This is a genomic window from Winogradskyella sp., assembly GCF_028289625.1.
Lineage (GTDB): Bacteria > Bacteroidota > Bacteroidia > Flavobacteriales > Flavobacteriaceae > Winogradskyella.
On the sequence record NZ_JANQOM010000091.1, the window covers coordinates 1 to 12629 of the forward strand.

The 12629-nt window shown below is 35.6% G+C and carries 11 protein-coding genes and 1 tRNA gene; 7 read left to right on the top strand and 5 right to left on the bottom strand.

All coding sequences use genetic code 11. The features are described from left to right. Positions 1-222: 222 nt before the first annotated feature. Positions 223-519: a hypothetical protein gene (locus Q0992_RS16545; protein WP_299526973.1), complete on the bottom strand. Its 297-nt coding sequence runs from the start codon at positions 517-519 to the stop codon at positions 223-225. Positions 520-632: 113 nt separating this feature from the next. Here Q0992_RS16545 and Q0992_RS16550 point away from each other — a divergent pair, with 113 nt between their 5' ends. From Q0992_RS16550 to Q0992_RS16575, 6 genes are all read left to right on the top strand, one after another. Beyond that, on the top strand, positions 633-989 hold the full coding sequence (locus Q0992_RS16550; protein WP_299526975.1) for a hypothetical protein: 357 nt from the start codon (positions 633-635) through the stop codon (positions 987-989). A gap of 83 nt (positions 990-1072) precedes the next feature. Continuing rightward, positions 1073-1157 (top strand) — tRNA-Leu (locus Q0992_RS16555). 145 nt (positions 1158-1302) lie between these two features. After that, a complete protein-coding gene (locus tag Q0992_RS16560; RefSeq protein ID WP_299526977.1) occupies positions 1303-2208 on the top strand; it encodes a MerR family transcriptional regulator in 906 nt (301 codons plus the stop codon). Beyond that, complete coding sequence (locus Q0992_RS16565; protein ID WP_299526979.1) at positions 2208-3662, top strand: NAD(P)/FAD-dependent oxidoreductase; 1455 nt, start codon at positions 2208-2210, stop codon at positions 3660-3662. Before Q0992_RS16560 ends, Q0992_RS16565 begins: the two co-directional genes overlap by 1 nt. 31 nt (positions 3663-3693) lie before the next feature. Beyond that, the gene (locus Q0992_RS16570) at positions 3694-4533 is read left to right on the top strand and encodes a phytoene/squalene synthase family protein (protein ID WP_299526981.1); all 840 of its coding nucleotides are present in this window, start codon (positions 3694-3696) and stop codon (positions 4531-4533) included. A gap of 15 nt (positions 4534-4548) precedes the next feature. Beyond that, complete coding sequence (locus tag Q0992_RS16575) at positions 4549-4995, top strand: sterol desaturase family protein (RefSeq protein ID WP_299526983.1); 447 nt, start codon at positions 4549-4551, stop codon at positions 4993-4995. Between the two features lie 251 nt (positions 4996-5246). Here Q0992_RS16575 and Q0992_RS16580 read toward each other — a convergent pair whose 3' ends face one another. The 3 genes from Q0992_RS16580 to Q0992_RS16590 all read right to left on the bottom strand — a co-directional run bounded on the left by Q0992_RS16580 (position 5247) and on the right by Q0992_RS16590 (position 8893). After that, positions 5247-5810 (bottom strand): TlpA disulfide reductase family protein, encoded by a 564-nt coding sequence (locus Q0992_RS16580; RefSeq protein ID WP_299526985.1) that lies wholly within the window; start codon positions 5808-5810, stop codon positions 5247-5249. 9 nt (positions 5811-5819) lie between these two features. Next, a complete protein-coding gene (locus Q0992_RS16585) occupies positions 5820-6491 on the bottom strand; it encodes a Crp/Fnr family transcriptional regulator (RefSeq protein WP_299526987.1) in 672 nt (223 codons plus the stop codon). 134 nt (positions 6492-6625) lie between these two features. Beyond that, positions 6626-8893 carry an aconitate hydratase gene (locus Q0992_RS16590; RefSeq protein ID WP_299526989.1) on the bottom strand — a complete coding sequence of 756 codons (2268 nt, stop codon included), beginning with the start codon at positions 8891-8893 and terminating at the stop codon, positions 6626-6628. Positions 8894-9287: 394 nt separating this feature from the next. On the opposite strand from Q0992_RS16590, the gene Q0992_RS16595 reads away from it, so the two are divergent. Next, a complete protein-coding gene (locus tag Q0992_RS16595) occupies positions 9288-11597 on the top strand; it encodes a S9 family peptidase (RefSeq protein ID WP_299526991.1) in 2310 nt (769 codons plus the stop codon). Between the two features lie 75 nt (positions 11598-11672). On the opposite strand, the gene Q0992_RS16600 is transcribed toward Q0992_RS16595, so the two are convergent. Continuing rightward, the gene (locus Q0992_RS16600; protein WP_299526992.1) at positions 11673-12626 is read right to left on the bottom strand and encodes a MoxR family ATPase; all 954 of its coding nucleotides are present in this window, start codon (positions 12624-12626) and stop codon (positions 11673-11675) included. Between the last annotated feature and the right edge of the window lie 3 nt (positions 12627-12629).

A 12629-nucleotide genomic window follows, 5' to 3' on the forward strand; every position in this document is an offset into this window, starting at 1 on the left:
AACCCTAGATAAAACTATCTAGGGTTTTTGGTGTAAACTGAGGCCAAATTCAAGGTAAATTTGGCCTGTTGAGTTAATAAACAAAGTGAATCTATATAAAGATATAGAGGATTATTGCTATTAAAAATCTAAGTACAAATCCTATTCTAATCTAATCCTTACAATTTCATTACGCATTGAATTCATAAAGCCTTTTTTACATATAAAAGTTAGAAGCATATGCTATTTCTCTTTTTGGATTTTTTGCGGATCCTCTGATTTTTTGGAATGCTTATTTCTTAACTTTTCGAGTTTTTTCTTCTTGGATATCTCTTCCTCATAAAGCTCCATAATCATCAATTCTATAGCTATATTGTCTTGATAACCTTGAAACACGTTATTAATGGTTTTGATATGGGCTACTTTTCCTCTGTTGGTATACATCTTGGCGGCTTCGAGTTTTTGCCGAACCTTGCTGGAATACTGGAAATTATCACCCAAATCTTTTTTAAACTTTTGTCTAAATTCTCTACTTATCATAAATAATATGTAGTTTTTAGGTAGGTTTTGTGTACCTTTCCCTCATATAAACAAAGTTATTAAGATTTTTTCTAATATCAAAATATTTGTAAGGTTTTTTCTAATAAATTTTCATGAGTTCAGTACAAAGAATTAAAAAATACCTTGATTTTAAAGGGATTACAATACAAAATTACGAATCTTCAGTGGGTTATTCTAATGGTGCTTTTGGATCACAAATAAGAAATAATGGTAAAATAGGTAGCGATAAATTAGAAAAAACCTTAAGTCTCTATACCGACCTTAGCGCTGAGTGGGTTTTATTAGGTAAAGGTGAGATGCTTAATGATGATAAGACTAATGAACCAAATCCTGATTACCAAAAAACCAAAACTCAAAAAGGGGGATTTATTGATGAGACTATTGAACAAAAACTGGATATCATCATTAGACAAAATAAGGAGATTCTTGAGAGGTTCAGAAACCCTTAACTAACTATTTCTTACTTTTTATTATATCTCCATTTTTCCTAAGAAAAATTATCAGTATGTTTGCATCCCAATACACTACATACGCGCACGTGGCGGAATTGGTAGACGCGCTGGCTTGAGGGGCCAGTGACCGTTTAGGTCGTGGAAGTTCGAGTCTTCTCGTGCGCACTTTATATCACAATCGTCTTAGTTTTTCTTCCTAAACCTTCTCCACAAGAGTACTTATCAACAGGCGGTTTTTCATTAAATTATGTTAATTGTGGGTATATTCTCAGTTAAAATCTTATTTTTGTTTAAACATTTTTATTAAAAAATGAACAATATTAAAAATCAGTTTAGTATCAAAGACCTAGAAAACCTTACTGGTATTAAAGCACATACCATAAGAATCTGGGAAAAACGCTACAACCTACTACAGCCCAAGCGTACCGATACTAACATCAGATATTACGATTTAGCGAGCTTTCAGAAGTTACTCAATGTAAGCTACCTTAATAATAACGGCTATAAAATTTCAAAAATAGCCACCATAGAAGAACATAAAATTCCGATACTGGTTAGGGAAATTGCTGCCGAGAACAATATGGAAAGCCATGCCATTAATGCATTTAAACTTTCCATGCTAAATTTTGACCAAACTCTTTTCTACAACACCTATGAATCTTTATTGAGAGAAAAAGAGTTTTATGAGATTTTCTATGATATCTTTATTCCACTCTTAACAGAGATAGGGTTGTTATGGCAAACGGACACTATTAGTCCTGCGCATGAGCATTTTTTAACCGCGCTTATTCGCCAGAAAATATTAATCAATACTGAGAAAGTACAGTCTAAACAAGTCAACAATTCGAAAAAAACATTTGTCCTATATCTACCCGAAAACGAGATTCATGAGTTAGGTTTGATGTTCATTAACCATCAATTGGTCAGCAAAGGTTACCAATCCATATTCTTAGGATTTAGCGTACCACTAGAAAGCTTAGCAGACTTAAAGAATTACTACGACGAAATTATCTACATCTCATATTTCACGGTAAAACCAGAAAAAGGTGATATCAATAAATATATGGATAATTTCAATACGCTTCTGCTCAATGGTAGCAACACCCAACTTTGGATTTTAGGTCAGATGCTGAACGCCTTAGACTTAGACAACTTACCTAAAGGCGTTTCGGCATTTAAGAGTATACAATCATTAATCGACAAAGTTGATAATTAGTGCGTAAAACGATAGCCATAATAGGTTCGGGCTTTTCATCCCTATCGGCATCTTGCTATTTAGCCAAAGCCGGTCATAAGGTAGCTATATACGAAAAGAACGCCACTGTTGGCGGAAGAGCTAGACAACTCATCAAGGATGGTTTCACGTTCGATATTGGTCCTAGTTGGTATTGGATGCCAGATATCTTTGAAAAGTTTTTTAATGATTTTGGTAAAAGCACGAGTGATTATTACCAGCTCGATAAGTTAAGTCCTGCATATAAGATTTTTTTTTCTGATGAAGTCATTACCATCGGAGATCATATGGATCAAATCTGTGAGGAATTTGAGCGTATCGAAGCAGGCAGCTCTAAGCCACTTCGAAAATTTATAGCACAAGCCCAAGACCATTATGATATTGCCATTAATAAGGTAGTATTAAAACCTGGCATCTCCCCTTTCGAATTGGTAACCAAAGATACCGTCACTAGAGTAGACCGTTTTTTTAAAACCATCAGTTCTGAAGTGAGAAAGAACTTTAAGAACCCTAAGTTGATTTCCACGCTAGAGTTTCCAGTATTATTTTTAGGCGCAAAGCCTAGTGACACTCCATCGTTTTATAGCTTTATGAACTTTGCCGATTTTGGCCTAGGGACTTGGCACCCAAAAGGTGGCATGTACGAAATCATCAAAGCTATGAAAAGCTTAGCCGAAAGCTTGGGAGTCGAGGTCAACACCAATAGTAATGTTGAAAAGATTAACGTTGAAAATGGAAAAGCCATCGGTCTTAGGGTGAATGGAAATACTATAGATTCGGACATTGTGCTTAGTGGTGCCGATTATCACCATTCTGAAACCTTGTTAGATCAAAATTATCGACAATATTCAGAAGCTTACTGGGACAAACGTACATTTGCGCCTTCGTCGCTTCTCTTTTATGTTGGCTTCAATAAAAAGCTCAAAGCCATAGAACATCACAACTTATTCTTCGATACAAGCTTTGAAAATCATGCCGAAGAGATATATGATGACCCAAAATGGCCCGAAAATCCATTATTTTATGTTAACTTTCCGTCAGTGACGGATAAAAGTATGGCGCCAGAGGGTTGCGAAACAGGATTTTTTCTCATTCCAATCGCGCCAGGATTGGAAGATACTCCAGAACTGAGAGAACAATATTTTGATATCATTATAAATCGTTTTGAAAATATAACCAATCAAAATGTTAAAGATCATATACTTTTTAAAGAGTCCTTTTGTGTTAACGATTTTGTAAGTGAATATAATTCATACAAAGGTAACGCTTATGGGATGGCAAATACATTGAAACAGACTGCTTTCCTTAGACCTAAATTAAAAAGTAAAAAAGTGGATGGACTCTACTTTACAGGGCAATTAACTGTCCCTGGCCCTGGAGTACCTCCATCGTTAATATCAGGAAAGCTAGTGGCTGACCTCATCAATAAGAATTAAGTTGAATTGCTAAGAAAAGATACCTAACATCATGAAATCAATTTTTGACAATGTCTCCAAAGAGTGTAGCAAGCTCGTTACAAATGCCTACAGTACGTCATTTTCGATGGCTACAAAAATGCTATCTGAAAGTATCAGACAAGACATCTACAACATCTACGGTTTTGTGAGATTTGCTGATGAAATTGTAGATTCCTTTCATGATTATGATAAGGAAAAGCTTTTTAGAAATTTTGAGACCGAATTAGAAAATGCTTTAAAAGATAAAATTAGTTTGAATCCTATTTTGAATTCGTTTCAAGAGACTTATCATAAATACAACATTGATAAACATTTGGTTGATGCCTTTATGGATAGTATGCGATTAGACCTATTTAAGAAAGATTATCTCACAGAGGAAGAGTACAAAAACTATATTTATGGATCAGCAGATGTGGTGGGCTTAATGTGCCTGAAAGTTTTTGTAAAGGGAGATAATAAAAAATACGAAGATCTAAAGGATTCTGCTATGAGCTTGGGTTCTGCTTTTCAGAAAGTGAATTTCTTAAGAGATTTAAAAGCTGATTTTGAAGATCTAAGCCGAACGTATTTCCCAAATACCGATCTCAATCATTTAGATGAAGCGTCGAAACAAGCTATAATAAAAGACATCGAAGACGATTTCTCTAAAGGTCTAAAAGGGATTAAGCGTTTACCGCTTGAAGCGCGCTTTGGCGTATTTATGGCTTATCGTTACTATAACAAATTACTTCAGAAGCTTAAAAACACTCCTGCCTTAGAGATTAAATCAGCAAGAATTAGAGTGCCTAATTATAAAAAGATTGAGTTGCTGACACGTAGTTATGTGAAATATCAATTAAATTTGCTTTAAACTAAGATTACTGGTGTGCAAACTGTTTTTTGGATATTAATTTTCTTCGGAACGTTTTTCATTATGGAGTTCAACGCATGGTTTACGCATAAGTACATTATGCATGGTTTTCTGTGGAGTTTGCACAAAGACCATCATCACAAAGATCACGACAGTTGGTTTGAACGTAATGATGCCTTCTTCATTTTCTACGCTGTAGTAAGCATGACCTGTTTCTATCTTTGGGGCGAACAAAATATGTGGTACTGCTTACCTATAGGCATAGGTATAATGGCTTATGGATTAGCCTACTTCATTGTACACGATATATTCATTCATCAACGTTTTAAGTGGTTACGAAATATCGATAATAAATATGCTCGTGGAGTAAGACGTGCTCATAAAATTCATCATAAACATTTGGGCAAAAAGGATGGTGAAAACTTTGGAATGCTAATCGTTCCTTTTAAGTATTTCAAATAAACCACCATAGATTTCAAATCCATAGTTTTGGTCAATGAATGAAATTCAATTTGTTGCATCTAGTCATTCTGACAGAGCTGAGCTCCGACCGAAGTCGAAGGGAAAGGACGATGAATCTCCTAGTCTTGAATATATGATGAGATTTCTGTCTGCGTTCGAAATGACAAATACTCTTAATAGAGATTTATTGAAACTAATGTAGCTGTAATGAAACTACAAAGCAAGGTTTTAAACTTTAAGCAGATTATAAATTATTCGGAAAGCAATTGATCTAGTTGGCCTCTTACGGTTTTACTATTCCAGTCTACTGCACCAGATTCGTCAACCACAATTTCTCCCTTTTTGTTAATAATAAATGTCCTCGGAATGGATCGCGTTGTTAACGCTTCTGGTATATTATTCAAAGGGTTAAAGACTTCAAAATTGTAATTCTCTTTTTTCTTGAAGTTTTCTACCGTTTTAAAACTATCACCTGTAATGAATAAGAATTCTACTTTATCGTTATAATCATTGTATAATGCCTGAAGGCTTGGCATTTCTGCAATACAGGGAGGACACCAAGTCGCCCAAAAATTTACAAATACGACTTTACCTTTTGTGGTCTTAAAGTCAAGTTGGGTATTAGTATCTGATTGCAACTGCCAGTTATCATAAGATATAAGAACTCTATCTGATTCATTAATAACCGAAGATTGGTTGATGTAACTCAGCCCCTTATGCAATAATATCTGCAAAGGCTGTCTTGTTTGAGGTATGATGAGAATGGCGATTATAACGAGAAATATAATATTTCGCTTATTGAGTTTAGATTTCATTAAATATATTTATGCCGAAGTGTTATGGATTCTAATCTGTCTGCGATTAAAGTCTATGATATCGTCTTCTTTGAGTTCGTTCATAAGGATATTCAATGTTGGTCGCGAAATTCCAATTAAAGATGCGATATCCTTTTGCGTATATGGGTGATTAATGATTTGATCTCCTGTTTTTTCGCAATTATACCCATAATCTGAACAAAGTTCATCCAAAAATTCAATCAACCTCGTTTTAGAGTCTTTAAAAAGCAACAATTGTAATCGCCTTTCGAGTTTTTTAAACTTGTAACCAATAAATTTATAAATTCTGAAACTAAATGTTTGATTATCTCGCATTAAATCGTGCATGGTTTCCACACCAACAGGACATATAGAGGTTTGGTTGTCTAATGATTGTGCAAATTCTTCGCGACGACTTTCTCCTAATATGGCTTTCTCGCCAAATAATTCACCTTTAGTTAAAATAGCTTTAACCATTTCATCACCATTTTCACTATAATAGCCGATTTTTACTTTTCCTTTTTCTATTAAATACACTTTATTAGAAGAGTCATTTTCAAAATAAATATAATCTTCTTTGCGGTAGTGATCAAAAGTATGTGCTTGTTTGTAAGCTTTAAACTTATGAGGGCACAATAGCTTAAACAGGTTGACGTCTTCAAAAAACCAAAATGATTTCATGACAAATAGCGCTTAGAATATTGGTAGTATATGTAAAAAGTGTCGCAGCTATTTGAAAAAACTTACAAAATATCAAAAAAAACTCTCAGCAATAACTGAGAGTTTTGTAAACTATAATAAACACTTACTCAAATCTAAGCGTTCTGCTTCTTAATTAAATTAAGTGCTGATCCTTCTTTATACCATTCAATCTGAGAATCATTATAGGTATGGTTTACAGAAATCGTATCTTTAGACCCATCAGTATGAACCACCTCGATATGCAACGGTTTACCTGGCGCAAATTCATTTAAATCCAAGAAGTTGAAAGTGTCATCTTCTTGTATTAAATCGTAATCGGCTTCATTAGCGAAGGTAAGACCTAACATACCTTGTTTTTTAAGATTGGTTTCATGGATACGAGCAAAAGATTTTACAATCACCGCAGCAACACCCAAATGTCTTGGTTGCATTGCAGCATGTTCTCTAGATGAACCTTCACCATAATTGTGGTCTCCTACTACAACTGACCAAGTCCGATTTTTCTTGTACTCGCGCTGTGTGTCTGGCACTCCACCATACTCACCTGTTAGTTGGTTCTTTACAAAATTGGTCTGTTTATTGTATGCATTAACAGCACCAATTAAAGTATTATTGGCAATATTGTCCAAATGTCCTCTAAAACGCAACCAAGGACCAGCCATAGAAATATGATCTGTAGTACATTTTCCATAGGCCTTGATTAAAAGCTTAGCACCAGTAACAGAATCACCTATAGGCTCAAATGGCGTCAACAACTGCAAACGTTCAGAATCAGGATTTACAGTAACTTCCACTCCACTGCCATCCGCTACAGGTTCTAAATAGCCATTTTCCTTAACATCAAAACCTTTTGGTGGCAGTTCCCATCCTGTTGGCTCATCTAACATCACTTCCTCTCCATCTTCATTAATTAGTGTATCTGTGATTGGGTTAAAATCCAAACGTCCTGCAATAGCAATAGCTGCTGTAATTTCTGGTGAGGCTACAAAAGCATGCGTGTTCGGGTTACCGTCGGCACGTTTGGCAAAGTTTCTATTAAACGAGTGTACAATACTATTCTTAGGCGCATTTTTTGGATCGCTGTAACGTGCCCACTGCCCAATACAAGGGCCACAAGCATTGGTGAATATTGTAGCATCCAGTTTTTCGAAAACCTGCAAAATACCATCGCGTTCAGCCGTATAGCGTACTTGCTCAGAGCCTGGGTTAATACCAAACTCTGCTTTCGTCTTTAGCCCCTTATCTAAGGCTTGTTGTGCTATTGACGATGCTCTTGATAAATCTTCATAAGAGGAGTTGGTACAAGACCCTATCAATCCCCATTCTACTTGCATTGGCCATTCGTTATCTTTAGCCTTTTCTGTCATTTCCCTACCTACAGTAGTGGATAAGTCTGGCGTAAAAGGGCCGTTTAATAATGGTCCTAATTCCGAAAGATTAATATCGATAACCTGATCAAAATACTGCTCAGGATTCTCATAAACTTCGGCATCTGCCGTAAGGTATTCTTTTATTTTATTAGCTTCATCTGCTACATCTGCCCTATCGGTAGCTCTTAAATAGCGCTCCATAGAATCATCATAACCAAAAGTAGATGTCGTTGCACCAATTTCAGCTCCCATATTACAGATAGTTCCTTTTCCTGTACATGACATTGACAAAGCACCTGGACCAAAATATTCAACGATCGATCCAGTTCCTCCTTTAACAGTAAGAATTTCTGCTACTTTAAGGATAACGTCTTTAGGTGCTGTCCAACCAGACAACTTACCTGTTAACCTAACTCCTATGAGTTTCGGGAATTTAAGCTCCCATGCCATACCTGCCATAACATCAACGGCATCAGCACCACCAACTCCAACGGCAACCATACCCAATCCGCCGGCATTTACCGTATGCGAATCCGTACCAATCATCATTCCACCCGGAAATGCGTAATTTTCTAATACTACTTGGTGTATAATCCCAGCACCTGGCTTCCAAAATCCAATACCATACTTATTAGATACTGATTCTAAAAACTCAAAGACTTCTCTACTAGTTTCATTTGCATGCCTTAAATCAAATTCAGCTCCATTTTTGGCTTGAATTAAGTGGTCACAATGTACCGTTGTTGGAACAGCAACTTTAGCCTTACCTGCCTGCATAAATTGCAATAATGCCATCTGTGCAGTCGCATCTTGACAAGCCACTCGATCTGGTGCAAAATCGACGTAATCTTTTCCTCTAGTGAATGCTTGTGTCGGTTTTCCTTCCCAAAGGTGAGAATACAATATTTTTTCTGAAAGTGTTAATGGTTTACCTACAATCTCCCTAGCTGCATCTACGCGCTCAGCCATTGTTGCATAAACCTTTTTAATCATGTCAATGTCAAAAGCCATAAAGTATATTTAAAAGGTTGATAATTATTTTTTTTAAGTCCCACAAAATTACGAATTCTTAAGGGTTTTTAAAAATATGTAACAAAATCGCAATTTCTTTAAATTTAAATCATAATTTTCAACTTTTTTTAAGTATTATTTTAAATTTTAACAATAAAATTGTTTTAGCATCAATAATTTAACAATCTGACTTATTTAGAATGATTATGTATTTCGATTCATTTTTTTTATATCTGCATTTATAGCAAATATAATTTTCAAAGACCAATCCTAATTTTAACGTTTTATCTGTAACAAAGTCTGTTATATGTCTTCTAACTGTGTATTAATTGAACAATCAATACTGAAATTTATTCAGTACAAGTAAACGAACTTTCAATCTTAAACTTTTAAAATGAAAACTACAATTTTAAAATTGAGTGGAGTCTTATTTTTATTTATAGGACTCTTATCGCAAACCTATGCACAAGAAATAACAGGTGCGTGGGAAGGAAAACTATCCGCACAAGGTACTGAGATTCCATTAGTATTTAATATCACAATGGAAGATGGAACTTATGCTTCTACCATGGACAGCCCATCACAAGGTGCTACTGATATTCCTATGGATGTCACTACTTTCGAAAATAACACATTGACCATTAAATTTAATCAAGCTGGTATTAAATATGTGGGGACGTTCGCAGAAAATACTTTTACAGGTACATTTTATCAAAGCGGAAATGAACTACCATTAACCTTAAACAAAACCGTAAAAACCTTACCTGGTAATACCGCTTTACCCACTTCTGAAGAAGATTTAGAAAAATTATCGAACTGGAAACCTATTAACAGTTATAAGTATGCCGTTGAAGACTATTTTGCCCGACCAAAAGCAAGATCTTTCAATTTTTCTCCAGACGGTAAGTACTTATCGTATAGAGAGAAAGACGACAATAAGAAAAACCATGTTTATGTAAAAAACGTAGAAACTGATGAGGTGACACGTGTTATTGAAGAGAAAGAAGAACTCGTTAGAGGCTTTGGCTGGGCAAATAACAACCGACTAGTTTACATCATGGACAAAGGGGGTAATGAAGATTATCACTTATTTGCTGTAGATATAGACGGAAAAAATCAAAAAGAGCTGACACCTTTCGATGGTGTAAAAGTGAACATCTTAAACGGCCTTAAAGAAGATAAAGACCATATGATTATTTCTATGAATCAAAATAATCCTCAAATTTTTGAACCTTATAAAATCAATATCGTCACTGGCGAACTCAAACAGCTCTATAAAAATGACGATGCCGCCAACCCTATTGATGGTTATGAGTTTGATAAAGATGGAAACCTACGCGGCTTTGCAAGATTGCGTAATGGTGTAAATTTTGATTTATATTACACTTTTGATGGAGAAACTTTTGAAGTTATAAAAGAATTAAACTGGAAGGATAGTTTTGGTATTTCATCATTTAATTATGCTACTGACTATCCTCATGATGCTTATGTGATATCTAACTTAGATAGCGACAAAACACAAATCTATTTATACGATATAAAGGAAGATAAAGTCATTAAAAAACTATTTTCTAATGACAACTATGACGTTTCTGGTCTTTCATTATCGAGACATAGAGGTTACGAACTAGATTATTTTTCTTATGAAGGTGATAAAAATGTCATTGTTCCGGTAAGTGATTATTACAAAAAACTACACGGTAAAATCATAAGCAAATTTCCTAATTATAGCTATTCCATAGCTGATGTAACTGATGATGAGAGCAAATATTTAATCTTTTTACAAAGTGATAAATTATATGGCACTTATTATTCGTATGATGCTAAAAAAGATGAGTTTAAATTACTTTATGATTTAATGCCAAATCTTCTTGAAGAGGATATGGCTGAGATGCGACCAATCACATTTACGAGTAGAGACGGTAAAACCATTCATGGCTACATAACCCTACCAAAAGCTGCTCTAGAAGGTAAACGAGTTCCTGTAATTGTAAATCCACACGGTGGACCACAAGGCATTAGAGATTCTTGGGGTTTTAATCCAGAGGCACAGCTATTTGCGAGCCGTGGTTATGCGACTTTACAGGTAAACTTTAGAATTTCTGGTGGTTATGGTCGTGAGTTCTTGGAATCAGGATTTAAGCAAATTGGTAGAAAAGCTATGGACGATGTAGAAGATGGTTTACAATATGTGATAGACCAAGGTTGGGTTGATAAAGACAATGCAGCAATTTATGGTGGAAGTCATGGTGGTTATGCTGTATTGCGTGGTTTAACTAAAACGCCTGACTTGTATGCTTGTGGTGTCGATTATGTTGGTGTGTCTAACATCTTCACGTTTTACGATTCTTTCCCAGAGTATTGGAAGCCTTATAAAGAAATTGTAGAGGAAATCTGGTACGATCCGGATGTACCTGAAGAAAAGGAAATTATGAAAGAAGTATCTCCTGCATTTCATGTTGAAAAAATCAAAAAGCCACTTTTTGTGGTGCAAGGAGCCAATGACCCAAGGGTGAACATCGACGAATCAGATCAAATCGTTGAAGCCTTGAGAGCAAAAGGTGTTGACGTACCTTATATGGTAAGATACGATGAAGGCCATGGGTTTGGTAAAGAAGAAAACAGAATTGCTCTATACAAGGCCATGATGGGCTTTTATGCTAAACACTTAAAACAAGACTTAGAGCAACCCATCAAAGACTAAATCAAAAAACGAATAGCAACTAAAAGGCCTCATGAAAATTTTCATGAGGCCTTTTATTTAAACTTCTTTTAAGGATTAGAACAGGCTTTCAATAATCCTTTCGTCTGTTATTCCCTCCGCTTCAGCTTTGTAGTTCTTTATGATTCGATGTCTAAGAATCCCTGTGGCAATGGCTTGAACATCTTCTATATCTGGTGAAAATTTACCTATGGTAGCAGCATGGGTTTTTGCTGCAAGAATTAAGTTTTGAGAGGCTCGTGGTCCTGCTCCCCAATCCACAAACTCTTTTACGATATCTGCTGCAGTATCCGCTTTTGGTCGTGTCTTAGCTACTAGCGACACTGCATATTCTACCACATTATCGGCTACCGGAATACGACGAATAACATTCTGAAAATCGATAATCTCTTCGGCAGTAAATAAGGCGTTAACCGATACTTGCATATCCGTAGTAGTCGCTTTTACGACTTCAACCTCTTCCTTATATGAAGGGTACTCCAATCTGATAGCAAACATAAATCGGTCTAATTGAGCTTCGGGTAACGGGTAGGTTCCTTCTTGCTCAATAGGGTTTTGTGTAGCCAACACAAAATAAGGCAAACTCAATTTATACTGATGGCCAGCAACTGTAACCGCTCGTTCTTGCATAGCCTCTAAAAGTGCAGCTTGGGTTTTTGGCGGTGTTCTGTTGATTTCATCAGCAAGAATAATATTGGCAAATATTGGACCTTTTATAAATTTAAAGTGACGGTTCTCATCAAGGATTTCACTCCCGAGAATATCGCTTGGCATTAAATCTGGTGTAAACTGAATGCGCTTAAAATCTAAACCTAGAGCCTGCGCAATGGTATTCACCATTAAGGTTTTTGCTAAGCCCGGTACTCCAATTAATAAAGAGTGGCCGCCAGAAAAAATAGAGATTAAAATCTGGTCTACAACATCGTCCTGACCTATAATGACTTTAGCAATTTCCTGTTTAAGAACTTTGCACTTCTTTACAAAGTTTTCGATTATGGTAACATCAGACATCTA

Bases quoted from the DNA above. Each gene is read 5' to 3' on its own strand.
- Q0992_RS16545 (WP_299526973.1), bottom strand. From the start codon at position 519: ATGATAAGTAGAGAATTTAGACAAAAGTTTAAAAAAGATTTGGGTGAT.
- Q0992_RS16580 (WP_299526985.1), bottom strand. From the start codon at position 5,810: ATGAAATCTAAACTCAATAAGCGAAATATTATATTTCTCGTTATAATC.
- Q0992_RS16590 (WP_299526989.1), bottom strand. From the start codon at position 8,893: ATGGCTTTTGACATTGACATGATTAAAAAGGTTTATGCAACAATGGCT.
- Q0992_RS16585 (WP_299526987.1), bottom strand. From the start codon at position 6,491: ATGAAATCATTTTGGTTTTTTGAAGACGTCAACCTGTTTAAGCTATTG.
- Q0992_RS16570 (WP_299526981.1), top strand. From the start codon at position 3,694: ATGAAATCAATTTTTGACAATGTCTCCAAAGAGTGTAGCAAGCTCGTT.
- Q0992_RS16550 (WP_299526975.1), top strand. From the start codon at position 633: ATGAGTTCAGTACAAAGAATTAAAAAATACCTTGATTTTAAAGGGATT.
- Q0992_RS16595 (WP_299526991.1), top strand. From the start codon at position 9,288: ATGAAAACTACAATTTTAAAATTGAGTGGAGTCTTATTTTTATTTATA.
- Q0992_RS16600 (WP_299526992.1), bottom strand. From the start codon at position 12,626: ATGTCTGATGTTACCATAATCGAAAACTTTGTAAAGAAGTGCAAAGTT.
- Q0992_RS16560 (WP_299526977.1), top strand. From the start codon at position 1,303: ATGAACAATATTAAAAATCAGTTTAGTATCAAAGACCTAGAAAACCTT.